Annotated in this window: 20 protein-coding genes; 9 read left to right on the top strand and 11 right to left on the bottom strand. The window is 64.1% G+C overall.

What is annotated here, in order from left to right:
* Window positions 1-95: 95 nt before the first annotated feature.
* The 6 genes from ACUYMZ_RS18020 to ACUYMZ_RS17995 all read right to left on the bottom strand — a co-directional run bounded on the left by ACUYMZ_RS18020 (window position 96) and on the right by ACUYMZ_RS17995 (window position 6,773).
* The gene (locus tag ACUYMZ_RS18020; RefSeq protein WP_481605015.1) at window positions 96-1,829 is read right to left on the bottom strand and encodes a glycoside hydrolase family 35 protein; all 1,734 of its coding nucleotides are present in this window, start codon (window positions 1,827-1,829) and stop codon (window positions 96-98) included.
* Window positions 1,830-1,845: 16 nt separating this feature from the next.
* A complete protein-coding gene (locus ACUYMZ_RS18015) occupies window positions 1,846-2,544 on the bottom strand; it encodes a DUF624 domain-containing protein (protein WP_481605013.1) in 699 nt (232 codons plus the stop codon).
* The gene (locus ACUYMZ_RS18010) at window positions 2,541-3,476 is read right to left on the bottom strand and encodes a carbohydrate ABC transporter permease (RefSeq protein WP_426004273.1); all 936 of its coding nucleotides are present in this window, start codon (window positions 3,474-3,476) and stop codon (window positions 2,541-2,543) included. Before ACUYMZ_RS18010 ends, ACUYMZ_RS18015 begins: the two co-directional genes overlap by 4 nt.
* Complete coding sequence (locus ACUYMZ_RS18005; protein WP_442424404.1) at window positions 3,476-4,405, bottom strand: carbohydrate ABC transporter permease; 930 nt, start codon at window positions 4,403-4,405, stop codon at window positions 3,476-3,478. The genes ACUYMZ_RS18010 and ACUYMZ_RS18005 overlap by 1 nt, the downstream gene beginning before the upstream one ends.
* Before the next feature lie 8 nt (window positions 4,406-4,413).
* Window positions 4,414-5,697 (bottom strand): ABC transporter substrate-binding protein, encoded by a 1,284-nt coding sequence (locus tag ACUYMZ_RS18000; RefSeq protein WP_426004271.1) that lies wholly within the window; start codon window positions 5,695-5,697, stop codon window positions 4,414-4,416.
* Between the two features lie 62 nt (window positions 5,698-5,759).
* Complete coding sequence (locus ACUYMZ_RS17995) at window positions 5,760-6,773, bottom strand: hydroxyacid dehydrogenase (RefSeq protein WP_481605010.1); 1,014 nt, start codon at window positions 6,771-6,773, stop codon at window positions 5,760-5,762.
* A gap of 163 nt (window positions 6,774-6,936) precedes the next feature.
* Between ACUYMZ_RS17995 and ACUYMZ_RS17990 the strand changes: the two genes are divergently transcribed.
* The 3 genes from ACUYMZ_RS17990 to ACUYMZ_RS17980 are packed head-to-tail and all read left to right on the top strand — an operon-like array spanning window position 6,937 to window position 11,916.
* Window positions 6,937-8,895 (top strand): heparinase II/III family protein, encoded by a 1,959-nt coding sequence (locus ACUYMZ_RS17990; RefSeq protein ID WP_481605008.1) that lies wholly within the window; start codon window positions 6,937-6,939, stop codon window positions 8,893-8,895.
* On the top strand, window positions 8,885-10,021 hold the full coding sequence (locus tag ACUYMZ_RS17985) for a LacI family DNA-binding transcriptional regulator (RefSeq protein WP_442424407.1): 1,137 nt from the start codon (window positions 8,885-8,887) through the stop codon (window positions 10,019-10,021). The genes ACUYMZ_RS17990 and ACUYMZ_RS17985 overlap by 11 nt, the downstream gene beginning before the upstream one ends.
* Window positions 10,021-11,916 (top strand): DUF2264 domain-containing protein, encoded by a 1,896-nt coding sequence (locus tag ACUYMZ_RS17980; RefSeq protein ID WP_481605006.1) that lies wholly within the window; start codon window positions 10,021-10,023, stop codon window positions 11,914-11,916. The genes ACUYMZ_RS17985 and ACUYMZ_RS17980 overlap by 1 nt, the downstream gene beginning before the upstream one ends.
* A gap of 305 nt (window positions 11,917-12,221) precedes the next feature.
* On the opposite strand, the gene ACUYMZ_RS17975 is transcribed toward ACUYMZ_RS17980, so the two are convergent.
* Window positions 12,222-15,752, bottom strand: coding sequence for a discoidin domain-containing protein (locus ACUYMZ_RS17975; protein WP_481605005.1), 3,531 nt, complete (start codon window positions 15,750-15,752; stop codon window positions 12,222-12,224).
* Window positions 15,753-16,005: 253 nt separating this feature from the next.
* On the opposite strand from ACUYMZ_RS17975, the gene ACUYMZ_RS17970 reads away from it, so the two are divergent.
* Entirely contained in the window at window positions 16,006-16,671 is a 666-nt protein-coding gene (locus tag ACUYMZ_RS17970; RefSeq protein ID WP_426004264.1) for a GntR family transcriptional regulator, read from the top strand.
* Window positions 16,668-17,846, top strand: coding sequence for an MFS transporter (locus tag ACUYMZ_RS17965; protein WP_481605003.1), 1,179 nt, complete (start codon window positions 16,668-16,670; stop codon window positions 17,844-17,846). The genes ACUYMZ_RS17970 and ACUYMZ_RS17965 overlap by 4 nt, the downstream gene beginning before the upstream one ends.
* 74 nt (window positions 17,847-17,920) lie before the next feature.
* Here the strand turns inward: ACUYMZ_RS17965 and ACUYMZ_RS17960 are convergent, their stop codons facing one another.
* Window positions 17,921-21,334, bottom strand: coding sequence for a DEAD/DEAH box helicase (locus ACUYMZ_RS17960; RefSeq protein ID WP_481605002.1), 3,414 nt, complete (start codon window positions 21,332-21,334; stop codon window positions 17,921-17,923).
* 165 nt (window positions 21,335-21,499) lie between these two features.
* Between ACUYMZ_RS17960 and ACUYMZ_RS17955 the strand changes: the two genes are divergently transcribed.
* Complete coding sequence (locus ACUYMZ_RS17955) at window positions 21,500-22,348, top strand: DMP19 family protein (RefSeq protein ID WP_481605000.1); 849 nt, start codon at window positions 21,500-21,502, stop codon at window positions 22,346-22,348.
* Between the two features lie 234 nt (window positions 22,349-22,582).
* The gene (locus ACUYMZ_RS17950) at window positions 22,583-23,527 is read left to right on the top strand and encodes a type IV toxin-antitoxin system AbiEi family antitoxin domain-containing protein (protein ID WP_481604998.1); all 945 of its coding nucleotides are present in this window, start codon (window positions 22,583-22,585) and stop codon (window positions 23,525-23,527) included.
* 112 nt (window positions 23,528-23,639) lie between these two features.
* On the opposite strand, the gene ACUYMZ_RS17945 is transcribed toward ACUYMZ_RS17950, so the two are convergent.
* Window positions 23,640-24,146, bottom strand: a complete 507-nt coding sequence (locus tag ACUYMZ_RS17945) for a COG4315 family predicted lipoprotein (protein WP_481604996.1) — start codon at window positions 24,144-24,146, stop codon at window positions 23,640-23,642.
* A 139-nt stretch (window positions 24,147-24,285) separates the two neighbouring features.
* Here ACUYMZ_RS17945 and ACUYMZ_RS17940 point away from each other — a divergent pair, with 139 nt between their 5' ends.
* Both ACUYMZ_RS17940 and ACUYMZ_RS17935 read left to right on the top strand, forming a co-directional pair.
* Entirely contained in the window at window positions 24,286-24,783 is a 498-nt protein-coding gene (locus tag ACUYMZ_RS17940) for a sigma-70 family RNA polymerase sigma factor (RefSeq protein ID WP_481604994.1), read from the top strand.
* Window positions 24,780-25,448 carry an anti-sigma factor gene (locus tag ACUYMZ_RS17935; RefSeq protein ID WP_481604993.1) on the top strand — a complete coding sequence of 223 codons (669 nt, stop codon included), beginning with the start codon at window positions 24,780-24,782 and terminating at the stop codon, window positions 25,446-25,448. The genes ACUYMZ_RS17940 and ACUYMZ_RS17935 overlap by 4 nt, the downstream gene beginning before the upstream one ends.
* Here the strand turns inward: ACUYMZ_RS17935 and ACUYMZ_RS17930 are convergent.
* A complete protein-coding gene (locus ACUYMZ_RS17930; RefSeq protein WP_481604991.1) occupies window positions 25,437-25,919 on the bottom strand; it encodes an SRPBCC family protein in 483 nt (160 codons plus the stop codon). The genes ACUYMZ_RS17935 and ACUYMZ_RS17930 overlap by 12 nt on opposite strands.
* A gap of 1 nt (window position 25,920) precedes the next feature.
* On the bottom strand, window positions 25,921-26,313 hold the full coding sequence (locus ACUYMZ_RS17925; RefSeq protein ID WP_442424416.1) for a hypothetical protein: 393 nt from the start codon (window positions 26,311-26,313) through the stop codon (window positions 25,921-25,923).

Genomic DNA, 26,313 nt, shown 5'->3' with positions numbered 1-26,313 from the left:
ACAACGCTCTCTCACATCACCACCCTTAAACCCGAACGCTCTCTCATCCGGTGAGAGAGCGATCGTCAACAGGGGACGTTATGTGAGAGAGCGTTTTACTTTTCGTCGGGGCCCAGGTCAGGCGCGACGGCGAAACGCACCTCGCGCGTCGCGCTTCCGTGCAGTTCCAGGACAGCGAGCTCGTTGGTGCCTTTGCGGATCAGCGGCCCGGGTACGTAGAGGGTGCGTTGTGGTCCGCGGCTCCAGTAGCGGCCCAGATTGAAACCGTTGATGAACGCGTTGCCCTTGGTCCAGCCGTCGAGCCGGAGGAAGCGGTCACCCGGTCCGTCCGCCTCAAAGGTGCCGAAGGCCATGGACGGGCCCGCAACCGCCGGCCCGTCCAAGGGTTCAGCGGCAGTACGGAACCCATCCAAGTTCGCCAGGTCAACAGCGCCGAGCTCCCAATCCAGCATCTCGGAACCGTCCAGCAACGCCGGCCCGATCAGGCCCTTCGCCTCGCCGATTCGCTGACCATAATTGACGCGTCCCTGGTCCTCCAACAGGACACGAAGCCGGCCGCCGCCGGGAATCACCAGGGAGCGCTCGCCCAGTTCGCGGCTCAATACACCAATGGGGACGTTATTGAGGAAGAACTGCGCACGGTCACGCACTTCGGTGAGTGACAAAACTCCGCCGCGGTTCAGGTATGTCTCGTAGAGATGGAATCCGCGGTACTGGCCGGTGACTTCGACTGGCGGAACGGGGCCTGCCACAGGAGCCAAAGGGACAAAGGACAACGGTGCCGCACGGTCCACCGTCACCACGCCTGCAGCGGCCGGGGTACGCCCGGCAGGTACTTCCGCCGGCACCGGGAAATGCTTCGCAATGACATTCCGGAACGCAAAATACTTCTCCGTCGTATGACCGTCTTCGGACAGCGGAGCATCGTAATCGTACGACGTGATGGTCGGCTCGTAGATGCCCTTGTCATTGGCTCCGTTGGTGAAACCGAAGTTGGTGCCACCGTGGAACATGTAGATATTCACCGAAGCCCCCGCAGACAGCAGCGCGTCCAGTTCGGCGGCGGCAGCACCGGCGTCGGTGGTGTGGTGGTGCGTTCCCCAGTTGTCGAACCAGCCGTTCCAGAACTCGGCACACATCAGGGGGCCAGTGGGTTGGCGTTCCCGCAGGAAGGCGAGCCGCTCCTCTGCCCGTGAACCGAACGTTCCGGTCTTGTGCAGCTCCGGCAGCGATCCGTCCTCGATCATGGTCCCAACCGGCTGATCACAGGTGAACAGCGGAACGTCCACGCCCGAACGCTTCGCCACATCAACCAAGTGCTGGAGGTAGGCCTTGTCCGTCCCGTAGGCTCCGTACTCGTTCTCGATCTGGAGGAGGATCACTGGTCCGCCGTGGGAGATCTGCCGAGGCACCACCAGTTCCAGCACGGACTCCATGTACGCAGTGACCGCGGCGAGGTAGGACGGCTCGCTGCTCCGGACGCCCACGGAAGGATCGGTAAAGAGCCACGCAGGCAAGCCTCCGTTGTCCCACTCGGCGCAGATGTACGGACCCGGACGCACGATCGCCCGCATCCCCTCAGCCGCCACCAGGTCGAGGAACCGGCCCAGGTCCAGCCCGCCGTGGGTGTGGAAAGAACCAGGAGCCGGAGAGTGCTCGTTCCAGGGCACGTACGTCTCAATGGTGTTGAGCCCCATGAGCCGTGCTTTGTGGATGCGGTCAGCCCAAAGGTCCGGGTGGACGCGGAAGTAGTGGATGGCACCGGACAGGATGCGGAAGGGCTGATGGTTCAGGAGGAAATCCTGATCGCCGATTGCGAAGGTGTCCAAAAGAGTCCTCGGGAAGCTAGGGAGTGCGGAGCACGGCGTGGAAAGCGAACGAGGCGTTGCTCCAGATCACGAACAGCAGCGGGGCCGGTGCCAGGGCAATGCCCAGCACGGGCTGCAGTACGGCTGCGGAGATGATGATGCCCAGGAGCGCCAGCATGGCCAGGCTCAGGTACCAGCGCTGCACCACCAGGTAGAGGGAGGCCTTCAGGATGCTTTTCAGCCTCGCCTCGGGCAGGAGTACGACGCCGGCGATCGCCGTCACTGCCAGGCTCACCGTCATGGCGGCTGCTACGACAATGAGCGGCAGCAACAGTGCGGCGCCCGGAACCGTTTGCACGGCTATCAGGTCCATGCCGAGGAACAACAACAGGGCAACCGCGCCGAGTCCCACCGGTGCGACCTTCGTGAAACTGCGCTTGTATCCGGAAAGGAACGCCGCTACCGGCTTGACCGCGCCGCCGTCGTCGTTCAGCGAGCGGAAGGCCGCGAAGAGACCGGCGAGGGAAGGGGCGATGGTGACCGAGAGGGCCAGGAAGAACGGCCACGCGGCCGCCGGGTCTGCCACCAGGGAGAGGCAGAGCACCAGCGGCGCGTTGGCGACGGCCAGCAGTACGTTGCCGGCCAGGAACGTGTAGACGAAACCGAAGATGCTGCCGAAGGCTTCGAATCCCGGCCCTGACCAGCGGCGCTTGCGGGAAGCACGCAAGGTGCTCATCCTTTCATGCCGCTCGTGGCGATGCCTTGGATGAAGTAGCGCTGGCCGATCAGGAAGATGATGAGGATCGGGATCACGGAGATCACCGAGCCGGTCATGATCATGGCGTACTCGGCGTCGAACTGGCCCACGAAGGAGCGCAGGCCGAGCTGGACGGTCCAGAGGCGGTTGGATGTGAGGTAGATGAACGGGCCCATGTAGTCGTTCCAGGTATTCACGAAGGTCAGCAGCGCCAGGCTGGCCAGGGCAGGCTTGGACAGGGGCAGGATCACGCGGGCCCAGATGCCGTACTCACTGAGTCCATCGATCCGGGCGGCTTCGCAGAGTTCGTCCGGGATGGTCATGTAGTACTGGCGCATCAGGAACACCCCGAACGCACCGAAGGCCTGGAGCAGGATCAGGGCGTTGAAGCTGTTCGTCAAACCGAGCTGCTGCATCATGATGTACTGCGGAACCATGTACGCCTGCCATGGAACGGCGATGGTGCCGATGTAGGCCAGGAACAGCACGTCCCTGCCGGGGAAGCGGACCTTGGAGAAACCGTAGGCGGCCAGCGACCCGGTAAGCACCTGCAGGCAGGTGATGATCACCGACAGGTAGAGGGAGTTCTGCAGGTAGCCCATCATGGGGATGCGGGTCCAGATGTCCGTGTAGTTGCTCCACACGAATTCGGTGGGGATCCACTGGATGGGGACGGTGAGGACCTGGTTGTTCTCCTTCAACGAGGAGGAGACCATCCAGATGAACGGCACCATGAGCGCCACCACCAGGACCACCAGCACGCCGTAGATGATGATGTTGGCGGTCCGTTTCTTCTGCTCGCGCGGGGAGCGCTTCCGGACCGTACGACGGCGGTCTTCCGCGGCGGCAGGTGGCAGGCCCGACCCGGCGAAGCGGGCCTCGGCCTTGAGGTCTTCGGCCATGTTGGTCATCAGCGTTCCCTCCGCTGTTGGATCTTGAATTGCAGGACGGTGACCGTCAGGACGATGAGGAACAGGACCAGCGAGATTGCCGAGGAGTAGCCGAACTTACCTTCGCCGATGCCCTCCTGGTAGATGAGCTGTGAAAGGACGGTGGTGGACCGGCCGGGGCCACCGTTGGTCATGACCACGATCAGGTCGAAGACCTTGAAGCTGGAGACCGTCAGCATGACCACCACGAAGAACGTGGTGGGCCGCAGGGACGGGATGGTGACGTTCCAGAAGCGCTGCCAGGCGCTGGCCCCATCAACCTCGGCGGCTTCATACAGCTCGGTGGGGATGGCCTGGAGTCCGGCCAGGTACAGGACCATGTAGTAGCCCATGTCCCGCCACACGCTGGTGATGATCACTGCCGGCAGTGCCCAGTCCGAGCTGGAAGTCCAGCCCGGTGCGTTGGCTATGCCGACTGCGTGGAGGAACTGGTTGATGGGTCCGTTGTCCGGGCTGAACAGCATGTTCCACACAACAGCTACCGCAACCAGTGAGGTGATGTAAGGGAAGAAGATCGCGACACGGAAGAAGCCGATGCCCTTGAGCTTGCGGTTCAGCAGCATCGCCAGGATCAGGGCCAGGGCCATGGTCAGCGGAACGTGGCCGATGGCGTAAACCACCGTGTTGCGCAGCGCGATCCAGAAGGAGTCGGAGGCGAACATGCGTTGGAAGTTCGCCAGGCCCACCCACTTGGGGGCGCTGAAGGACGTCCACTCCATGAAGGAAAGAGCGAACGCCGCGAGGACCGGAACCAGGGTGAAAGCCAGGAAGCCAACGAAGTTCGGGAGGATGAACGTCCAGCCGATCAGGGTGTTGCGCCTGGCCTGCTTCCTGTTGCCCCGGCCGGCAACAGCCGGGGCAACGGGCTTGGAGATTGTTTCTGTACTCATAACGGGCCTTACTGGCCGAGGACTTCGCTCTTGACGCGCTTGCCCATCTCAGCGATGCCGTCGGTGACGGAGCGCTCACCCACCATGATCAGATCGTGCTCCTGGTTGAGGATCTTGTCCGTTGCTGCGGACTTGTCACTGACCGGCATTTCGAGGGCGGTGGTGTCAGGGGTGAACGCCTTCTTGGAGAGCTCATCCGTGGGCATACCGTCCAGCGCGAAGTAGGCGTCCTTGACGGCATCGTTCTGCAGTGCCGGGACAACACCGATCTTGGAGATCGCCTTGGCGCCCTCTTCACCGGCAGCCCATTCGATGAACTTCTTCGCTTCCTCGGTGTGGACCGCGTTCTTGTTCACGGCGAAGGCCGTGGGCGAACCGAACGTGGTGACCTTGCCGTCGTCGTTCTTCTGCGGCATGGGGGCCAAGCCCCAGTTGACGTTCGACTTGCCGTCCTTCTTGGCCTGCAGGATACCGGCGATGTACCAGGTGCCCATGGGCATCATGGCTGCCTGGCCGGTTTCAAACATGGTGCGGTAGCTGGTCTTCTGGCTCTTGGCAGTGCCGTAGTCCAGGGTGGCGCCGGACTTCTGCAGGTCCAGGGCAGTGTTGTACTGGTCCTCGAAGTAGCCGTAATCGCCGCTGTTCTGGTCCTGGCCGTTCTGGGCAGCGGAAATTGCTTCAACCACCGAGCGCCAGATGTGGTGGTACGTTCCGTAGACCTTCTTGCCGTCCGCGCCGGTAGTGGTGAGTTTCTTGGCCAGGGCGGTGTACTCGTCCCAGGTCAGGTCCTGGGGATCCTCCACGCCGGCGGCCTTGAGCAGGTCCTTGTTGTAGTACAGGAGCCAGAAGTCCTGGCGGTAGGGGGCTGCGTAGTATTTGCCGTTCATGTCGAAAGCATCCAGGCCAGCGAGGTTGTCCTTGCCCACCTTGTCCACCACGCTGTTGATCTCCTGCAGCTGGCCGTTGTTGGCATAGCGGGAGTAGTCGATGACGTTCTTCATGGTGAGGACGTCCGTGGTGTCCCCGCCGGCCAGCATGGTGGTGACCTTCTGCGGGTAGTCGTCAGCCAGGATGTCCACCGGTTCGATGTCGACGTTCGGGTTGGCAGCCTCGTAACTGTCGAACAGCGCCTTGAACTCCGGGGTTCCTTCGTAGTTCCAGACGGACACGGTCAGCTTGGTTTTGCCGTTGGCGGCCGGCTGGTCTGCGGGGCCGGCGGCGCCTGCACAGCCGGTGAGTCCAAGTCCGGCAGTCACCGCAAGGGCGATTGCGGCGAGGGTGGTGCGCTTCATTGCGTTCTCCTTTGGTACTGGTTTAAGTCTGCCGCACCTGCGGCGGTCTGGTTCTTGCGGACCTAGGCGCTGAGGCCCAGGTCCGCGTGTACTACTTGGGCCAGGAGGTCCTTTCCGGCGAGGTACCGTTCAAGGTCATCCAGGGCGGCATCGGACATCCGCCGGGTTTCCGTGCCGAGCGAGCCGGCGATGTGTGGCGTGATGACCACGTTGGGCAGGTCATACAGGACCGAGCCCGCCGGGAGCGGTTCCGGTTCGGTGACGTCCAGCAGGGCGGTGATGCGGCCCTTTTGGCATTCGACCTCCAGCGCTGCCGTGTCCACCAAGGAGCCGCGGGCGGTGTTGATCAGTGTTGCGTGATCCTTCATGGCCTGCAGTTCCGCGGTGCTGATCATGTTCCGGGTTTCCGGCAAGGCAGGCGCGTGGATACTGACGACGTCGGACTTCCGGAGCAGTTCCTCCAGCGTCACCAACCTGCCACCAGCGGCAGCGACCTCAACCGGGTTGGCATGGGGATCGCTGACCAGGCACGTGACGTCCTGCAGTTGTTGGACGAGGTTCACTACGCGGCGGCCAATGCGGGAGAATCCTACGATGCCCACCACGCGACCGATGTTGCCCAGTTCGCCCCGGGCCGACACATAGTCCCAGTCATCGCGGAACGTGCGGGCGTCATTGGCCAGGACGTGTGCCTTTTTCCCGGCGAGCACGATCGAGGCGAACGTGAACTCCGCAACCGGGATGGCATTGGCGTCCGCGCCGTTGGTCACGGTGATGCCGCGGTCCCACAATTCCTCGCTGACAAAGCTGCGGACCGTTCCTGCACAGTGGAACACTGCCCTGAGCTTGGGCATGCGTTCCAGGCGTTCGGCTGTCAGCCGGGGAACTCCCCAGCTGGTGAGGAGGATTTCCACCTCTTCAAGCCGGCCCGCGAGTTCGGCTGCGTCGAGGGTATCCGTCCACGCCTGATCGCCAAGTTCCACCATTCCTGCCAGCCGCTCCAGTCGTGTGGAATCGAACTGGTCAGCAAAGGTTCCGCTATTCATGACCAGCAGTGCCTGGGGCTTGAGCGACATTCAGGGACCCTCCCTTCGGATTCTCATCCGGTCTGTTCGACCGGTTATTTATGTGTTGCATCACATCTAATAATCAGTACATACTCATGAACAAGACAGTTCATTCAACTCAATCGAGCTTGATCTAATACGTTCAGATTCGAACACATGAGAGAAGAAACCCATGGCAAAACCTCCCGGCGCCGTCACCGTCGACGCGCCGCCGCTGCGTACCGCATGGGGCCCCGAGGCGTCCGTTCCGGCTCTGGTCTCCTCGCTTCGCGGCGCCCGCTCACGGCTCACCGTGCGTCCAGCGCGCGACGGCGGGTGGCGCCTCATCGCTCCGGATCGCATTTCGGCGCTGGCTGAGTCGGCGAAGGCCGAGAAGGGCACCCCTTGGCCACAACCGCTGGTTTCGCACTACGCGCGCTACTTCCGCGACGGAAACCGCACGGCGTACGAAGGACTCGTGGCGGCCCGGCAGCAGCGGCTGACGCGCGCCGTCGTGATGGCGGCCATCCAAGGGGCCGATTCGGGTGAGGGCTGGCTGGACGAGGTGATCGATGGCGCCTACCTCCTGTGCGAGCAGAGCTCCTGGAGTTGGGCGGCGCACGACGACGTGTACACCCATACCGGCGAGGTTGTCCCGGACCGTTCCCGCCCGTACCTTGATCTGGGCGCCGGAGAAGGGGTGGCGCAGCTTGCCTGGCTGGACCACATCCTGGGCGATGACCTGGATCATCGGGCACCTGGCCTGCGGAAACGACTCCGGCTGGAAGCACACGAGCGAGTAATCCGGCCCTTCCTGGGTCGCCTCGACTGGCACTGGCTTGGCCTCAACGGGGACGTCCACAACTGGAACCCCTGGATCCATTCGAACATCATCACGGCCGCGTTGCTTTTGGTTGATGACGCCGGGCTGCAGGCCACGGTCATTGCCCGCTGCATCGAGGGCCTGGACCGGTTCCTCGCTTCCATCCCGGCTGACGGGGCCATTGATGAGGGCTTCGCCTACTGGTGGAAGGGGGCCGGTCGCGCCTTGGAGGGTCTTGCCCTGCTTGAGGAGGCCACCGGGCTCGATCCTGATCTCCCGGTGGTTCGTGCGCTCGTTGCATTCCCCGGCAGCATGCACTTGGGTGATTCGTGGTTCCTTAATGTTGCCGATGGTCCTGCCCGCGCGGCCGGCTCGCTCCCGTGGGACATGCTTCACACCTGGGCCGGGCGCTTTGGGGATCCGGAAACCGCCACCCTCGCTGCCGCCTTGACCCGGGCTGAGCCGGACCCCGCTTCAGGACTGGGCCGCGTCCTCACCTCCCTCACCCAACTGGGTCGCACTTGTGCGCGTTCTGAGCCCTCAAAACGCGCACAAATGCGACCCAGTTGGGTGACGTGGCTGCCGTCCGTGCAGATCATGTTGGCCCGGCAAACTCCCGGCTCCACGAAGGGGTTCACCCTCGCGGCCAAGGGCGGGCACAACGGCGAACACCACAACCACCGCGACGTCGGATCTGTGGTGGTTGCCATGGACGGAATTCCCTTGCTGGTCGACGCCGGCCAGCCCACCTACACTGCGCAAACGTTTGGGCCGGACCGCTACCGGATCCGCGCCATGCAGAGCGGTTGGCACAACGTCCCGGCGCCTTTCGGGCTCGAGCAGGGAACAGGCAGGGAGTTTGCCGCTTCCGTCGTCCAGGAGCCAACTCCGGGGGAACCCACGCTGGCCCTCGGGCTCGGCCTTGCCTACGGACTGGGTCACGCCGAGCAATGGATCCGCACGTCCTTGCTGAACCGCGAGGCCGGGACAGTCGTCATCGATGACCGCTGGAACCTGCCGTCGCCCCCACCTGATGGAACGCACGACGTCGACATCACCTACCTCGTAGCCGGCACCGTCCGCTTGGGCCAGGACGCGACGGCGACCATCACCCCTGAAGGCATCCCCACTGTGGCGGGTGGCCGCGGAGTCCAGCTGCGCTGGAAGCCCGCAACCGCCGTCGTACTTGTGGACGAATGGCACCTGGACGATCCGCTGCTGGGCGACATCTGGGGAGAAAAACTGACCCGGCTGCGGTTCCGCATGCCCGCCGACAACCGCGCATCGGGCGCATTCACCCTCACTTTGGAGGCAACACATGAGCACTGAATCGAGTCCGGAATCCGGCGGGAAGTCGCTGTTTTCGCTGCAGCGTCGCGAGCGGCTGATGGAGGAACTGCGCGCGCACGGGGCCATCACAGTCCGCGACATCGCCGCCAAACTGGGCGTGAGCGAGTTGACCATCCGGCGCGACGTGAACATCCTGGCTGACGAAGGGCTCGTGTCCCGCGTGCACGGCGGCGCGACGTTGCCCAGCCCGCTGGACCGATCCACTGCGGGGCGGACCACATCCCACAGCTACTCCATCGGCATGGTGGTTCCATCGTTGGACTACTACTGGCCACAGGTCATCAGCGGTGCCCGAGGCGAGGCCGAGGTTCAGAACCTCAGGATCGTGGTCCGCGGCTCGGCCTACGACGCCGCCGACAACCGCCGGCAAGTGCAGGCGTTGCTCGATACCCAGAACATCGACGGGCTGATCGTGGCTCCGGACATGGGCGGGGAACACGGCAAGGAACTGCTCCGCTGGCTCAACGCCCTGCCCATTCCGGTGATTCTTGCCGAGCGTCGGGCGCCGTTGGAGATCCCTGCGCATAAGCTCGAATGGGTGGCCACAGACCACGCGTTCGGTGCGGGCATGGCCGTGCGGCATCTGTGGCAGGAAGGGCACCGAATGATCGGATGCCTCACCGATTCCACCAGCCCCACCAGCCCGCACGTGGTCCGCGGCTGGACGCAGGCCATGAACGCTTTGAAGATTCCGTTGGAGAAGTCCATCCATGAGGACTCGGCCAAGCTTGATAATGGCGACCGCGCCAAGCACTTCGACCGCGTGCTGGAACTGTGCCGTGCATCGGGGACCACGGCCATGCTGGTGCATTCTGACACCCAGGCCGTCGCGTTTGTCCAGCACTGCGTGGACCGCGGCGTGGACGTGCCGGGTTCAATGGCAATCGTTGGTTATGACGACGAGGTCGCCTACCTCGCCGAGCCCGCTATCTCGGCAGTGCGGCCTCCCAAGAGCTACGTGGGAAAGGTCGCGGTACAGCTCATGGCAGCGCGGTTGGCTGAAGGAAGGATGCGGCCCGTCCACCGGGTCGACCTGAACCCTGAGCTGATTGTCCGGGAGTCGTCCGTCGGGGCTCCGCGCGTTGTCATGGAGGAAGCACTGTAATGGCCCTTGAACTGCCTCCTTTGGACCACCGGCTTTCCCCGTACACGGGCTTGACCCGTGCGCACTGGAATGCCTCCGCGGACTACCTTTTGCGCTCCGCCCACCGCTTCGGTTCCGACGATCACGCCAATATCTACCTGCCCGGACCGAACAGCCGGTATGGACGGGGAAGTGACTCGCTCGAAGCCTTCGCCCGGACGTTCCTCCTGGCCTCGTTCCGGATCGCCGGAGACCCCGGGAACACCGGCTGGATCGCCGAGTGGTACGCGGCCGGGCTCGATGCCGGGACCAACCCCGCAAATCCTGACCGGTGGCCTACGCCAGGCGAGTTGGGGCAGGCGAAGGTGGAGGCGGCGTCGTTGGCCGTTGGTTTGGCGCTGACCCGCGACGTGCTGTGGGACAAGCTGTCGCAGCGCGTACAGGAGCAACTCATCGCCTGGTTCGAAACCGTGATCGGCGAGGAGTATCCGCCCATCAACTGGGTGTGGTTCCAGATTGTGGTGGAGACATTCCTGGCTTCCGTGGGTGGCCGGTACTCCGAGGAGGATATCGACGCCGGGCTCGCCATCCACGACTCCCTCTATCGCGGCGGCGGCTGGTTCGCCGACGGTCCCGAGCGCGCCTACGACCACTACGTGGGCTGGGCCTTCCAGGTGTACCCGCAGCTCTGGGCGTTGATGGCGCCCAACGATCCGCGCGTCACCGCCCGCAAGAAGCTCGACGGCGACCGGCTGGCTGATTTCCTGGACGACTTCTCCTACCTTGTGGGTTCCAACGGTGCTCCGCTGATCCAGGGCCGCAGCCTGATCTACCGGTTCGCAGCGGCGGCGTCGTTCTGGGTGGGGGAGTTGTCCGGGCACACGCGACTGGCTCCCGGCTTGGCACGGCGGGCGTCCTCGGGGATGCTCGACTACTTCGTCCGGCACGGCTCCATCACCTCCGACGGGCTGCTGTCCATCGGCTTCCACGGGGAGTTCCCGGGCATGAAGCAGGCGTACTCCGGGTTCGGATCGCCATACTGGGCAGCCAAGGGGATGCTCGGCTTGGCACTGCCCGCCGACCACCCGGCCTGGACGTCGGTGGAAGCCCCATTGCCCGTTGAAACCGGGGACACCCAGCGGATCATTGCCGCTCCCGCTTGGCAGGTGGACGGGACTGTTGCCGACGGCGTGGTGCGGATCCGGAACCATGGAACGGACCATGCCATACCCGGGGCTGCTCTGGCGGATTCTCCCCTGTATGCCCGGATTGGCTACTCGACGCACACATTTCCGGATCTCACGCCCGAGTCCGTGGACAATGCAGTGGTGTTTGTTGGGCCGGATGGCGCACTGACCCATCGGACCGGATTTGAGCACCTCGGAACTTTCTCCGCAGATGGCCTCTCCGTGGGGGCATCCCGGTTCACAGCCCACTGGATCACGCCCGATCCCGACGCCGGTCCGGATCACGGCAGCGGCGTCTCCGGCACGGCAACTGCCGGGCCTTCCGTGACGTTGGTGTCGGTGACCCGCGGTGCCGTTGAGTTGAGGCTGGTGCGGGTTTCCGGGGCTTCCGGCTCTGAGTCGCGCGCCCGGCTGCAGATCGGTGGATGGCCCGTGGATGCGGCATCGTCCGTGGTGAGCTCGGTCCAGGCTGTGTCCGGTTTCGGCAATGTCCTGGATGACTCCGGGACATTCGTCCGCTCCGGCGAACACCCGATGGGTTCGGAACTCACCATCCCCTGGGTGGGAACCGCCGGGCCCGCGTACGACGGCGACTACGCCGCCGTCGTACTTCTCGCCGGTGCGGGAGGTACTTCGGTGGACGCGGGCGTTCGGTACGAGGACGGTGATTTCGTGTTCCCCGACGGGACGCGAATCGGGCTGGAAACGCTTCGCCGATTCGATGCCTAGCTGCGTGTTAGACGTTGCCCGCCATCGAGTGTGCAGCTAGCCATCGAACCGGGCGCGGCCCTCGCTTCAGATGTCGCGACCTGCCAGCCGGCGGTTGAGGCGATCCACTTCATCCAAGACTTCCGTGGCTGCCCAAGCGCGGTTCCGTTGTGACTGGGTGATCTGGGTGAGGACCCCGGCATCTGTCCATGAGCAGGCCATGAGCCCAAGATGCACCTCAAACTGGATAACTACGATGTCCTTATTGCGCAGGCGGGCCTCCCGGAACGTGTCCCGGGAGGCCCGCCGTGCAACGCGACGCTAGCCTACTTGCGCGCCGCGAAGCTGCTCACGCATTGCCCCTGGTTCTTGAATACCGGAGACGGGCTCGTCTTCCATCCGTCGTCCATGCATGCTTCCTTGCCCGTGGAGATGTCTACCCGGTACTCCCTGACCGTCCCGTCGGGGGCCGTGACGGTGACTATCGCCGTCGGGCTTTCCGCAGTGGCCTGCCGAACGCTCACCTTCGCGTTCGTGTCCAGCGGGTAGCCGACGACGGCGGGAGTCGCCGAGGCGGTCAAGGCGCGGTACCCCGTGGTTCCGGGAGCGAATCCGACCACGGACGCTTGGTTGACGAGGAGCCGGCCGAGGTCGGCGAGCCCTGCATCAGCCAAGCGGGTCCCGGCGATGGCGACCTCGGCCACCTTGGTGTAGGAACCAGTGGTCACAAAGGAAACCCGGATCCCGCGGGTCGTGACGGGGTCGAAGCGAACGGTGGTCGGCTGGGTGACCGAGAGTCCGGTAATGACCCCGGCCGAGGTGTCTTTCCACGTGCCCGCAGCGTCCTGGTACTGGACCTTGAGGCTCGCGGCAGCCTTCTCGGCGGACGTCACCGTGACCGACGAAACCGTGTAATCCCGGCCGAAACCATAGGACAACGAGTCACCGGCCCGGCCCCCGCTCACCCAGTTGGACCAGCGGGTGGAGGCGTTGGTGTCGCACGTGTTCCTGGCGACGTATGAACCCTCGGTGTAGCTGGCCGTGACGGTGGTGGCGGGATCGTCCTTGCAGATGTTGCCTACCGGGACGCGGTCCACCACGATGACGGTCAGGGTGGCCTCAAGTGAGCCCGCCTTGCCTGGCACCGTCAGTGTTCCTGCTTTTTCCAAGGAAGCGGTGTCCAAGGAAGCCCAGTCCCACGCCACAGACAGGGGATTGCGGGCCGGTCCATCGGAAATCTGGCCGGGCACAGTGGCTGGAGCAGCCGCCTGCACTGCGGCCAAGGAAGACCCAACGCCAACCGTGACGGATGCAGGATCTGTCGCGATGTAATCGCCCACAGTCACCGTGAGGACCGCCTCAAACCTCTGGCCGTACGGATCGACGCCGGCACCGTACAACGTCACCTTTCCGGCGCTGCCCCACACAGCGGGATCGACAGGCGCCCATGTGACAGAAAGGGGCCTGCCCGGACCGGCCTCGTAGACAGGTGTGACGGTAGTTGGCAGGACAGGAGCCACGCCAACGGGTGTGCTCACGTCCAGCGGAGCAACCCCCAGCAGCTTCAGATCCGCGATGTCCGTGAAGGCCCAGGCCTGGTGCGGACTGGCCAGCGCGGTTGACGTGCTGCCCGTGGAGGAAGCCAGCGCGACTGAGGTCCCGGCCGCCGTCTGGTTCCCCGAAACCTGAAGGGAAATCGCCGCAGCAGCGTTGACCAAAGTCCACTGCTTGCCGTTTTCCGTGGTGACTATCCACTGTGCGGAAGGAGTGGATTTGGCCTGCTCAAGCGAAAGCGATGCCAAGGAAAGGGTGCCGCTCTGGGACCCATTCAGCACGCCGCCGTTCCCTGCCAGGACGCGGCCATCAGAGGAGGTGACAACCCAGCGGCGGTCGTTGGCGAACTCATCGTCAGGGTGGACAGCGTTGAACGTCCAGATCTGCGGCGCAACCCCTGCAGCGTCGGTTCCAAGGTCCTGGATGGACGCCGCTGCGGAACCAGCTGTCAGGTACTTCCCGCTCGCCTCCCCGCTGAGGTGGTACTTGTGGCCGTCCTGCACCGGTGCGGCGTCGTCCGAAACTCCGCTGACGCCGTCGACGACGAACGTCACCACTGATGCGGCAGGAACCTCCAGCGTCGCGGACTTCGAAGCGGCGTCGACGGCGACCGGCTGGCCCTTCACCAGCGCATTCTTCTCGATGTCATCCAAGGGCGACTTGGTGGTGACCACAGGCGTGACCTTCGCGCCGGTGGCGATGCTGCCGAAGCGGCTGAGGTCGATGGTGACCTTTTCCGGCGTCGGGGTGTCATTGAAGTGGACCAGCGTGGCGCCGCTGCCGTCCGCGCGGAGGGCGCTCGCGGTCTTGGGGTCGTTGTTCTGGATGAGGAAATCACCCGGGCGGATGTAGTGGGTGAAGTTCCGCGTGGTGTTGTACTTCTGGTTGGTCAGGACCTTGCACTTGGCGGCGTCCAGGGCGGCGCCGTCGTTGAGCCTGCGGTTGGAGTAGCCCTCACGGCCGGCGTAGTTGCAGTCGAAGTCGACGTAGATGGAACCCCAGCCTTTGTCGCCTTTCTCCTGCTTGTACGTGTCCTCTACGGGCTGCCAGAACACCCACGCGTCGGGCTCGAGCTCCCGGAGGTCGTTGACCATGCGGCTCGCGATGCCCAGGCCGTTGGTGATGTTGGAGCGGTCCCAGCCACTGGTCGAGTCGCCGAGTGCGGGATTGCCGGTCCAGAATCCGCCCACTTCGCTCATCCACAGCGGTTTGTCCGTGGAGTTGGCAAGGTCCCGGACCCGGCGACGGTCGTTGGTGCCGTACGTGTGCACGTTCAGCTGCGAGACGGCCTCCTTGGCTTCCTGGCTGTAACCGTTCCAGTTGGTCATGAACTTGGAGGGGTCGGTCTCGTCCATTGCTGAAATCACGGCATCGGTGCTGCCTTTGGCGAGTTCGGCGGCCAGGAGTTTGGTCACGCGGTCCTGGGCGGCCGGATAGATCAGGGCGCCCTCCTGCTTCTGTGTGTATGTTGTGGGCGGTTTGCCCGTGGCCGCGTTGATGTCCGTTCCCCAATAGCCGGAGTTGGGCTCGTTGAACGGATCGATAGTGTCCACCGTGATGCCGCTGCCGGCTTCCAGAAGTTCGACGGCGTGCCGCATATACGCGGCGAACTTGGCTTCCGCCTCAGGCAGCAGGTTTTCGCCCTTGCTGGTGTTGACCTGACCGGAGACGTAGCCGCTCTTGGTCATGAACCATGGAGGCGAGTTGCTGAAGGCTTCCCAGTGCGTGATCTGCTGGTCTTCGGCGAGGCGTTCCACCCACCACCGCTGGTTCTGGTCGGCGTCAGGGTTGTAGGAGGCGGGGTCGTCAGGGTTCCACGCGTTCAGGAACGCGAGCTTGTTGGCTTGTGTCTTGTCGACGCTTCCGTCAGGGTTGTAGAGGTTCGACGCCGGCTGGCCGGGTTGCGCTTCCGGCACCGGCCTCCACCATCCCTCCACAGCGCTGCCATCGTTGAGGTAGTCCGCCACATCCGAGGCGTTGCCTCCGCCGACGTTGTAGCGGGCGATGTTGAGGTTCAGCCCATCTTCTCCGAAGACCTTTTGGTAAAGCTCCTCGCGCAGTTCCGGTGAGTATCCCGCCGTCGCGTTCGCGAACCAGACCAGGCTGGTGCCCCAGCCTTCGAACGCCTCGCTGCGGCTGGCCGGGTTAGGGGTGATCGTGACTGGGGTGGCATCGACTGCCTGGGCCGCTGGGCCGCTGGGCCTCTGGGCAGGAGCGCCATGCTGGTGGCTGCTGTGACGGCCGCCGCCAGGGCAGCGACCGGCCTTCGGAATCGTGGAATCGGCATAGGAGCACCTCATCATCGGGGTTTGCGAGTGGAACCGGCTGCTCTGGCGAAGCCGGTGCTGCCGAGACTATGAGGTGCCTTAGGGTGCCACAAGGGAGTCGAACAAGGTCGATCGTGCTTGGTCCGAAGTGTTCTTACTCAAAGCAACGCGGGGTCATGGAGGGCCCAAGACTGCCGCCAACAGCGGCGCGGGCCACCCCGCGTTGCTGCGGAGGGCTGATGACCTGTATAGATGTATACAAGTACACTCTTTGAACTTTGGCGGCAGCATGGCAGAATCACGACCCCGGAATACGGGCGCACACTTGGTTTACACGGAACTGAAACGGCAGATCCTGGACCTGGAACTCAAACCCGGGACGCGGATCTACGAGCCCGCGATGGCCACCTCGCTGCAGGTCAGCCGGACTCCGTTGCGCGAAGCGATCAGGCGCCTGATTTCCGAGAACCTCCTGGAGCAACAACCTACCGGGGGAGTTGTTGTGCCGTTGCTCGATGAAGGGGCAGTCCGCGAGCTCTACGACGTGCGCGCAGCCTTGGAATCCCTCATGGCCCGTGAAGCGTGCGCCCGCGCACAGGATGCCGACATCGACAAGCTGCAGGGAGTCCTTGAGCGGAACGCCGCCATGGTCGGGTTCGCGGACGAGGCCATGAGGTACGGCGTCACCCTGCACGCCACCATTGCCTCGATCGCGGGCAACTCTTGGGCCCGGCGCTTTCATGAACAAATAGCCAGCCAGGTGGAGCGCTACCGGTACTTCACCAACAACTCCCGGGAGCGGCGCGAGGAAGCATTGGCGGATCACCGGCTGCTGGTGGCTGCCCTGGCCGCCAAGGATGCCGATACTGCCGCGAAGATTGCCTTCGACCACGTCATCGGAGCCCGGGACGAGACGCTGCGCATGATCTCGGACAAAGGACTCGGCGTCGAATGATCGGCGAACTCGGGCGGCGCTCCTCCACGGCGCTCCTCATCCATTCTGCATTGATCCAGGCAGTGACTTTCCTAGTCCGGCCAGCCGCCACGTACCGGGCCTTGGAACTTGATGTGCCGGCCTTCGCGCTCGGTGTTCTCGCTGCCAGTTATGCGGTCTTTCCGTTGCTGCTGGCCCTGCCCATTGGCAACCTGGTGGACCGCTTGGGTGAGCGTCGGCTCATGGCCGCAGGGTCCGCCGTCGTCCTTCTTTGCTCAACGTTCCTGCTCCTTTGGGGGACGTCCGTTGCGGCGCTGATCGCCGGAACGGCGCTTCTGGGCGCTGGACAGTTGGCCTGTGTTGTGGGGCAGCAGGCAGTGGTGGCGAACAACGCGGCGTCTTCGCGTCTCGACTCGGCTTTTGGCTACCTGACCTTTGCGGCGTCGTTGGGGCAGGCGCTGGGACCGCTCGCGATTTCGATTGTTGGCGGTGCTTCAGTCAGGCCCAATACGCAGGCGATCTTCATTTTGGCTGTTGCGATGGGGTTGGTGCTGTTCGCGACGACGTTCCTCGTATCATCGCGGGTGAGCAGCGGTCGCCGCGCCTCAAGGTCCGCCGAAGCCCCGCGGGGGAGCGCCTTCTCCTTGCTTCGGGCGCCCGGCGTGGCGCGTGCCCTGGCAACCAGTGCGACGGTGTTGGCAGTAGTGGACCTGACCGTTGTTTACCTGCCTGCTCTAGGTGCTGAGCGTGGAATCACCGCTGCAACAGTGGGCCTGATGTTGACGGTCCGGGCAGTATTTTCCATGGTGTCCAGGCTCGGGTTGGGCCGCGTCTCCCGCAGGATGGGCAGGCTCAGGCTGCTGGTCCTCAGCCTGGCCGTATCCACGGGGGCACTTGCAGTGGCAGCGATTCCGATGCCCGAGTGGTTGTTGTTTGTTGTCATGGCTTTCCTCGGCCTCGGCTTGGGGATCGGGCAGCCGCTCACCATGTCCTGGCTGTCCGCGCAGGCACCTGCGGGGCAACGCGGGCGCGCCCTGGCCCTCCGGCTCGCCGGAAACCGCGTGGGCCAGGTGGTTCTACCCAGCGCCATCGGCGTGGTTGCTGTGGGCCTCGGGGCGGCGGGCGTTTTCCTGGCCTCCGCGGTGGCCGTGGGCGGGACGATGCTGATGCTGCGGGGCGTGCGGCTGGACGACTGATCGGCCCAACTGACTGGCATTTGTGGTTGTTCCCAGCGCTGGGAACAACCACAAATGCGAGCTAGTTGGGACCCCTACTCCGCGAACAGCGCCGCCAGGTCCTCCGCCGTCAAGGAACCACCGGCCAAGGCATCGCCTTCCATCACGTCCGCGAACAGCTGCGACTTCTTGGCTTTCAACGCCATGACCTTTTCCTCGATGGTGTCCTTCGCCACCAGCCGGTACACCATGACGTTCCGCGCCTGCCCAATCCGGTGTGTTCGGTCCACGGCCTGGGCCTCGGACGCCGGGTTCCACCACGGATCCAGCAGGAACACGTAATCGGCCTCGGTCAGGTTCAGCCCGAAGCCGCCGGCCTTCAAGGAGATGAGGAAGACCGGCGCGGTGCCATTCTTGAATTCGCTGACTACGTCGCCACGGTTCCGGGTGCTGCCGTCGAGGTAGCAGTACTCGATCCCCTCGGCGTCCATCCGCTCGCGGACCTTGCCCAGGAACCCGGTGAACTGGCTGAAGATCAGCGTCCTGTGGCCCTCGGAGATGATGTCCTCAAGCTGCTCAAAGAGGACGTCCAGCTTGGACGAGCGCACGGCAGCAAGCGAGGAATCCACCAGCGAAACGTCCAGGCTCAGCTGCCGCAGCAACGTCAAGGACTGGAAGATCGTAAAGCGGTTTTTGTTGACGTCGTCGATCAGCCCCAGGATCTTCTGCCGCTCGCGCTGGAGATGCGTCTGATAGACCTTTTGGTGCCGCGGGTTGAGAACCACCTCGAGCACCTGTTCCTGCTTGGGTGGCAGGTCCTGGATGACCTGTTCCTTGGTGCGGCGCATCATGAGCGGACGCACACGACGCCGGAGCTTGGCCAGCTGCGCCGAGTCACCGTTCTTCTCCACCGGCTTTTGGTAGTTCTCGGCGAACCTCTTGGGGCTCGGGAACAGCCCCGGTGCCACGATCGACGTCAGCGACCAGAACTCCATGAGGTTGTTCTCCAGCGGAGTGCCGGTGATGGCCAGCTTGAAGCGGGCAGGCAGCTTGCGCGCGCACTGGTACGCCTTGGACTGGTGGTTCTTGACGAACTGCGCCTCATCCAGCATGAGCCCGGCCCACGGGAGCGAAGCGTAGGCCTCGTAGTCGATGCGGAACAGCGCATACGAGGTAATCACGACGTCGGCACCACTCAGGGCTTCCGACGGCACCAACCCGCTCTTGGCAAACGTCTCGGAGACGGTACGTACGTCAAGGCCCGGGGCAAACCTCTGCGCTTCCGAGGCCCAGTTGCTCACGACGCTCGTGGGAGCAACCACCAGGAACGGAGCCCTCTCATTCCCGCTGGAGCGGGCCAACTCCTGCGCCGCGCACATCAAAGCAATGGCCTGCACGGTTTTGCCCAGGCCCATGTCGTCCGCCAGGACCCCGCCCAGGCTGTGCTTGTACAGGAAGCTCAGCCAGTTGAATCCCTCCAGCTGGTACGGACGCAGCTCAGCGTTGAGTCCGGCCGGCAGCGGCAGCCCGGTCACGCCGTCGTCGAGCAGTCCACCCACCGACTCCCGCCACGCGGCGGCTTGCTCGTCCACGATCCCCAGCTGCGCAAACTCGTCCCACAGCCCGGCCTGGAAGCGGCTGATCTGCAGGGTTCCGTCCTTGTTGTCCGGATTGTCCTGCAGCGAGCGGGCTTCATCGATGAGTGCCCGGAGTTGGTGCAGCTCGGGGAGGTCCAGGGAGAAGTGGGCGCCGCTGGGCAGGAGCATGCGGGTTTGCCCGGCGGCGAGGGCCGAGAAGACGGCGGCGAAAGATACCGGTTCGCCCTCCAGCGTGATCACGATGCCAAGATCGAACCAGTCACCGCTTGCCGTCTCCTTGGTGGAAATGGACACGACGGGCGCTTCTTCGGCTTCGCGGTAGTCGGCGATATCGCCGGACGTTTCGACCACGACGTCGGGCAAATCCCGCAAACGCGGCAGCACCTCTTCGGTGAAAGCCAGGGTGTCCAGGCCGCTCAGTTCAGCCGTGGCCGTCAGCCGGGGAGCACCCCAGCCACCGGTGGACGATTCCGCGAGGGCAGGGACGATTTCCCAAGGATGCCCGAGTGATTCAAGGATGCGGGCCTCGGCTGCGTCGTCCCGGTATCCGCGGTCTTCGGGGTGCCGCCACAGGGGCTGCGCCGTGACCAGGGTGCCCGAGGTGTAGTGCCACTCCCAGTGCAGCCGGACCTTGTGATCGTTTCCGTAGTTGGCCAGCAGTGACAGTGAAGGCACGGCCAGGGTGGGCAGTTCCACCGACTCATCCGCGGCCTGGACTGGTGTGGACTGCCGCAGCTTGGGGTAGAAGGACGTCAGGAAGCGGCCCTCGTCTTCCGCAGGAATTTGCAGCGTGGACCCGTCGGTGACAAATTCCAGCAGTTCGTCGCTGATGCTCCCCTCAATCGGGGCGAGGGTGATGAGGTTCTTCTGCTGCGTGACGCCTGGCAGCGTTTCCGGCCCGGAATGCGTGAAAAAGACGCCGTTCGCGGGCTTGCCCAGGAACCCCACGGACCCCGCATCAACCTGCTCCCCACCCACGGTCACCGACGGCGAAAGCTGCAGTCCGCCGTCGGGCTTTCCGTTGTGCCTTGCGTCAGCGCCCTGGCGCGCCAGGGTCAAACCCACGACGGCGGGTTGCGGCTCCACGCGCACTGGCTCGCTTCCAGCGGCGTGGATCAGCGGGATGCCCGCCTTCCTGGCATCCTCGAGAAGGGTCCAAAGGTTTCTGCCGGCGAAGTCGTTCAGGCTCAGCCACATGGCACCGGATGGTTGCTGCCGGCCGTTGGGGGAACCATGGGCGGCCAGGAACGTTTGCAGCCACTCAACGTGGGCCTCGTTGAACTCGCGGCGGAAGCTGATGTAACTGAGGTTGTTCCATGACACGTCGCCCCTGATCCATTTGCCTTTGGCGCCCATCATGACCGGACGGGCCTTCAGCTGCCGGACGCTACGCATGGGATCCCGACGCCCTGTGTAGGTGAAGTGGGCGGCCGGTTCCTCAACCTCGAACTGGAGGGCCAGGGGGATGCCGGCCGCGTGGGGAACCGTCCCGGGCTTGGCGATGAGCCTGTTGAGGGCAAGTTCCCAGGCCGGCCTGGACGCCGGTGGGCTGTGCGGGGCAGCGGTCTGCATGCCCGGGGCCTGGGCCAGGAGTTGGGCCCGGATGGTGGGATGGTCCTCGGCGGTGAAGAGGAGGGCGGCGACGTGCTTGCAGTCCTTCCGGACGGGGCAGCTGCAGATTCCCACGGTGCAGCTCCACCCGCTGGGTTTGCGCACCAGCTTGGCCGAGGTGGAGTACGGCTGCGGACCGGTACCGCGGACTTTGCCGAGCAGGAGGCCCGTGCCGGAATCGAAGGTTATTCCCGTCACCCGGCTGCCCATGGCGTACGCCAAGCCTGCCGCCAACGAACGATCAGTGATGGCAGGTGTTTGTATGGCCAGTTCCCAATTGTCATCGGGGTGGGACGGCATGCAGGCGGCTACTTTCGACAGGAGGCTATCTGTTCAATCTTAGTCAGGCAGGACCTGCCCCCAAACTTCGCCCACCGTTAACCTCAACCTCGATTCCTGCGCTGATGGCGCAGCTACGTTGAAAGTGTCCGGAGCACCACCCGCTTTCAGCAGTGAGGATTTCCCATGACTACCAACGAGTACCCCGTCGTCCTGAACAAGAGCGCCGTCGAAGCCGGCAGCGCGGACGTTGTGGATTCAAACGTCAATGTGGTGAATGAGATGTACGCAGAACTCCTCAACAGCGATGAGATCGCCCCGGCCGCGCTCAACAGCTACTTTGTCGACTTCTACCTGACACAGGCCCTGGCTGGAGGCTTTGCCCAGTACGTGTTTACGGCACCCGAGCGCGAAGAAGTGGACGGGTTCGTCCGCGCAGGCCTGGAAGCCATCGGCGCCCACCGGCACGCGGACCTTTTCGACCGCACGGCCGCGGCCTTCGATGCCCTGACGGAAGATGAAGCCGAGGCCTACCTCGACGGGGAGCTTGATGATACCGAGGGCGTCACCGCGCCGGTGGCATTGCTGGACGAGCTCGACGGCGAGTTCGAGGCGCTGCTCGAGGAAGAAGACCTGGTGGAGCTCAACGGAGAATACCTGCGCCGCCAACCGGACCTGCTGGCCCTGTCCGACGAGGACCTGGACGCCCACATCGCCGAGCGGGTTTCCCGCATCCCCGACCTCGCCGGGCGTCAGGCCGAGGCGGAGGAAGAAGCGCTGGCCAGTGCGCCCGATTTTGAGATCATCATCCGCGAATTGTGCGACGTGGCGGGCTACCAGCTGGAGAGGATCACCATGGGCGATCCCAACTACGAGCACGACGGCGGGACCATCCTCGCCTGGCACTTCTCCACGGACCATGGCGACTACGTCATGATCGAGGAAGAGGATGAAGCCTTCATGATCCATCCGGAGACGAAGGAAATCATCGCCGCGGTGGAGTTTGAGGAGTCCGACGAGTTCGTGGAGGCCTGAGTTTCCCCGCCCCGGCCCACGCCCAGATCGCTGGAACGCTGCGGGATCGCTGGAGTTTTCCAGCGATCCCTGCAGCTTCCGGCGACCTGGACGAGCTCTTGGCATTGAGGCCGATGGGATCCACGGCAGCGTGTCGTTCGAGCCGCGCAGTGTTTCCGCTATTTCGTCCCTCGCTTTCCACATAGCAAGGCCGAGCCCTTCTGCGGCAGGAACGGGCCCGGTGATGCTGGTCCGATGGAAATATCGTCAGCAACTCAGGTCACGCCTGTCTTGGCATTACCGTCGAGCGGCTACCTGTGGAGAACCGATGAACTGCTCCGCTTCGGGCTGAATGCCCGAAAAATCAAGGCGTTGGTCAACTCGGGGGAACTCCACCGATTGAGGTACGGCTGCTACATCAGGTCCAGCAAGTGGAACGCCCTGGGTCCGAGGCGGAAGGCGATGGAGCGCATCGTGGCGCACGCCCATGGCACACTGACAACCTCCTCGGGCGGTTTCGTTTATAGCCACCTTTCCGCGGCGCGGCTCCACGGATTGTTCGTGTGGGGGGTCGATGACAAGGTCCATGTGCTTTCTCAAGTCAGGCCTTCTTCGGACCGCTGGGGCAAGGATGTCACGGGACACACGGAGAACTTCACGGAGGACGACGTCGTGATTGTTCGGGGCCTGCGGGCAACCTCGCTGGAACGCACCATGTTCGACTGCGCAAGAATGCTTAGCTATCCGAAGGCGTTGGTGATTATGGACCATGGGCTGCGATTGGGCGCTAGCATCCAGTCGCTTACCCGGATGCTGGCAGCCTCCAGCGGCAAACGGGGTATCCGCACCCTGCGCAAGGCACTGGAGAACGCAGATCCGCGCTCCGAGTCTGCTGGGGAGACGCTCACCCGGGACCTGATGCAGAGATTGCGCATCAGGCCCCCTCAGCCGCAATTCAAGGTCCAAACCCGCATAGGCCGGCATCGCATGGACTTTGCGTGGGAAGAAGAAAAGCTGGGTTTGGAGTTTGACGGGCGAACCAAGTATTTCGACTACAAACCCACGGATGAGGTCATTTTCCAGGAACGCCGGCGTGAGAAGGCGCTCATGGAAGACGGCTGGCGCTTCATCCGGATCGAGTGGAAGGACTTGTTCCAGGAACGGGCCTTCAAGGAACGCATCCTTCGGGCGCTCAGGTGATGGCGGCTGCGCCCAATCCGCTGGAACCCTGCGGGCTCGCCGCAAATTTGCGGGGGTATTCGCAGGCTTCCCGCGAACTCGGCGTGGCAGGCGCAGGCTTCCCGAACAGCCCTCAGTATCCTGACGCCGCAGCCCCCTTGACCATCTCTCCGCTCGGGCTCACCAGATACCAAACATCGTTGACGCCCTGGCCCAGCACGTCCCCGGGTTTCTTGTCCTGTGCGAAGTAGTACAAGGGCAGCCCGTTGAGCGTGACCTGCTTCTTTCCGTCAGGCGTTGCTATGGTTCCCAGGGTGCCGGTGACGCCGTCCGCGGTGGGGGTGTCCGCCGTCGTCGTGAAAACCGGCCAGGCGGCCTGGCAGGCGCCGGTGCACGCGCTGGTTCCCGAGTCCTTGCTGTCCTTGGTGAAGAAGTAGAGGCTCATGCCTTTGCTGTCCACCACGATCTGGCCGGCACTGGACGAGGCTGTCTTCAGGTCGGCGGCCACGGCAGGGCTTGAAGCCGACGCCGAGGTGGCCGTCGGTGCGGGGGTTGCCGTGGTTCCAGGGCTTCCACCACACCCTGCAAGAAGGGCGGCCAAAGCCACAAATGCCACTCCGAGGCCCACTTTTCTGTTCATGTCCAGCTCCTTCGACGGACCGGCCGGTGGGACCGGCGCCAACCCTTACGACGCTGTCCGACCCGGAACGGTTCATGACAGTGAACCTTTCCCGCCTGCCGCTCGTCGTACATGATGAACAAAGCGCAAGGAGGTGGCCATGCCGTTGGACGAAGACGTCGTCGCAGCGATCTACCGCGACCACGGTACGGCCCTGAAACGCTTCGTCCTCAGTTGCACGCCGGATGCCCATCAAGCGGACGACGTAGTCCAGGAGACCATCCTCAAGGTGTGGCAGCACGCCCCGCAGATCACCGGGAGCCTGCGCAGCTACCTGTTCAGGACGGCCCGCAACGTCATCATCGACAACTACCGGAAAGCGCAGCGGCGCCCAGCGGAGGCGGGTGAACACGAACTGCCGGACCATGCGGCAACCGAACGGGTTGATGAGTTACTGAACCGGGTCCTCATGGAGGAGGCGCTCCTGAGGCTCAGCCACGAACACCGCGAGGTGGTGGTGGCCTTGCATTACCAGCGGTACACGGTCAGCGAAGCAGCCCTGCACCTGAACATACCTGCCGGAACCGTGAAGTCCCGGGCCTTCTACGCCGTGAAGGCCCTCCGAACGATCCTTGATGAAATGGGGGTGGAACGATGAACGGCAACTCCGTCCACCACTTGCTGGGCGCATACCTGCTGGGCGGTCTGACCCCTGACGAGGCGCGCGGCTTCGAAGAACACCTCGCCCGCTGCCCCGACTGCCGCACCGAACTCGAAGCCCTGGAAAGCCTCCCGGCGTTGCTCGATGCCGTGCCCAGGTCCGACGCCGTGGCGCTGACCGTGGCTGGCACCGCTGGTTTGCCGGCTGATCCGGCCCCCGACTCGGTGCCGCAAAAGGCGCTGGTTGAGCTTTCCCACCGTCAGCGGACATCACGACGGCGGTGGGCGGCTTGTGTGGGGGCGGTCGCCGCGGCTTGCCTGGCAATCGGCTTCCTGGCCGGACCACTGGTGAACCAACCACCTCAGCCGGATGCCACCTATTCCGTCCAGTCCGGCGATGGCTTGCAACTCAAGGTGGGCATGGTCAAGAAGAATTGGGGCACCGAACTGGCAGTCGAAGGCCAGAGCATGCCCAGGGAAGGCACCCTGTACCTGTGGGTGAAGGGCCGTGACGGTGCCGAGGAACGAACCTGCGGGTGGACAGCTACGTCAAGCGGCCGGATCAGGATCACGGGCGCTACACCGGTGCAACTGGCCGGGATCGCGGGAGTGGAGCTAAGGGACGCGTCCCAGAAGACGGTGGCCTCGATTTCAGTCCCCTGAGCTTGCTTGGAGTTCAGCTACCAGTGCCGGGTCTTCGCAGGCCCGGGCAAAGGCCTCAATCCTTTTCTCGATTTCGCGGCCCAGAAGCCACCTGCCCGCCCTGTCGGCGAAGGGCTTCAACCACGCCGGGCGGCAGGAGAAGGTGTACTTCCAGACCGCGCGGGTGCCGCCGTCGTCGGGGGTGAAACGCCAGCCACCGCCAAAGTTGGCGAAGAACCACGGGCCGGCCACCATGGTCATGCCCACGTTGCGCGGCGGCGCATAGGAGACGTATTCGGTGACCATGGTCAGGCCCATCCGGGACACGGTCCTGGTTCGAACGCCCTTGCCGGCCGACGTGGCGCCGTCCACGAAGCTTTGGGCGGAAATGAATGGATCCCATCTGAGCCGGAAGGCACCGGTTGTTTGGGACAGGGCGAAAACGGTGTCCGGGTCCAGCCGGATCAGGCGCTCGGCGCGTACCTGGGGCATGTCATGCACCTCCAAGGGCGCCGAGTACCAGGAAGACCAGGAATGCCACCACAAAGATGTTCACTGCCATCAGCGCCAGGCCAATGATTCCCGTGATCCGCCCGGCGTTCATGCGACCGGCCCGGACAACCGCGATCAGCCCCGCGACGATGGCCCCCACCGACAGGGCGCCTGATGCCGCGGCCAGCAGAACGGTGCCAATCCACCAGGACTGGTTGTCGCCGCTGTAATTACCGAGTTGCGAGGCCATGGCAGCAATACCCAGCGGGATGCTCACCACCGCCGGCACGGGGGACATCACCGCACACACGATGCTGGTGATCCCGGCACCGAGGCCCCTGTTGCGGGTCACCTGGCGCGTCTTGTAGTAGTCCAGCGGCGGTTGATAGGTCAT

This window comes from Arthrobacter sp. T572 (assembly GCF_056780115.1).
Note: the sequence above shows the minus strand (reverse complement) of the source record. Positions and strands in the feature narration are given on the sequence as shown.

Excerpts from the sequence above, each read along its gene's own strand:
- ACUYMZ_RS18005 (WP_442424404.1), bottom strand. The coding sequence starts at position 4,405 with ATGAGTACAGAAACAATCTCCAAGCCCGTTGCCCCGGCTGTTGCCGGC.
- ACUYMZ_RS17985 (WP_442424407.1), top strand. The coding sequence starts at position 8,885 with ATGAGCACTGAATCGAGTCCGGAATCCGGCGGGAAGTCGCTGTTTTCG.
- ACUYMZ_RS17960 (WP_481605002.1), bottom strand. The coding sequence starts at position 21,334 with ATGCCGTCCCACCCCGATGACAATTGGGAACTGGCCATACAAACACCT.
- ACUYMZ_RS17930 (WP_481604991.1), bottom strand. The coding sequence starts at position 25,919 with ATGCCCCAGGTACGCGCCGAGCGCCTGATCCGGCTGGACCCGGACACC.
- ACUYMZ_RS17925 (WP_442424416.1), bottom strand. The coding sequence starts at position 26,313 with ATGACCTATCAACCGCCGCTGGACTACTACAAGACGCGCCAGGTGACC.
- ACUYMZ_RS17995 (WP_481605010.1), bottom strand. The coding sequence starts at position 6,773 with ATGTCGCTCAAGCCCCAGGCACTGCTGGTCATGAATAGCGGAACCTTT.
- ACUYMZ_RS17950 (WP_481604998.1), top strand. The coding sequence starts at position 22,583 with ATGGAAATATCGTCAGCAACTCAGGTCACGCCTGTCTTGGCATTACCG.
- ACUYMZ_RS17945 (WP_481604996.1), bottom strand. The coding sequence starts at position 24,146 with ATGAACAGAAAAGTGGGCCTCGGAGTGGCATTTGTGGCTTTGGCCGCC.
- ACUYMZ_RS17940 (WP_481604994.1), top strand. The coding sequence starts at position 24,286 with ATGCCGTTGGACGAAGACGTCGTCGCAGCGATCTACCGCGACCACGGT.
- ACUYMZ_RS17955 (WP_481605000.1), top strand. The coding sequence starts at position 21,500 with ATGACTACCAACGAGTACCCCGTCGTCCTGAACAAGAGCGCCGTCGAA.
- ACUYMZ_RS17980 (WP_481605006.1), top strand. The coding sequence starts at position 10,021 with ATGGCCCTTGAACTGCCTCCTTTGGACCACCGGCTTTCCCCGTACACG.
- ACUYMZ_RS17935 (WP_481604993.1), top strand. The coding sequence starts at position 24,780 with ATGAACGGCAACTCCGTCCACCACTTGCTGGGCGCATACCTGCTGGGC.
- ACUYMZ_RS17990 (WP_481605008.1), top strand. The coding sequence starts at position 6,937 with ATGGCAAAACCTCCCGGCGCCGTCACCGTCGACGCGCCGCCGCTGCGT.
- ACUYMZ_RS18015 (WP_481605013.1), bottom strand. The coding sequence starts at position 2,544 with ATGAGCACCTTGCGTGCTTCCCGCAAGCGCCGCTGGTCAGGGCCGGGA.
- ACUYMZ_RS17970 (WP_426004264.1), top strand. The coding sequence starts at position 16,006 with ATGGCAGAATCACGACCCCGGAATACGGGCGCACACTTGGTTTACACG.
- ACUYMZ_RS18000 (WP_426004271.1), bottom strand. The coding sequence starts at position 5,697 with ATGAAGCGCACCACCCTCGCCGCAATCGCCCTTGCGGTGACTGCCGGA.
- ACUYMZ_RS17965 (WP_481605003.1), top strand. The coding sequence starts at position 16,668 with ATGATCGGCGAACTCGGGCGGCGCTCCTCCACGGCGCTCCTCATCCAT.
- ACUYMZ_RS18010 (WP_426004273.1), bottom strand. The coding sequence starts at position 3,476 with ATGACCAACATGGCCGAAGACCTCAAGGCCGAGGCCCGCTTCGCCGGG.
- ACUYMZ_RS17975 (WP_481605005.1), bottom strand. The coding sequence starts at position 15,752 with ATGATGAGGTGCTCCTATGCCGATTCCACGATTCCGAAGGCCGGTCGC.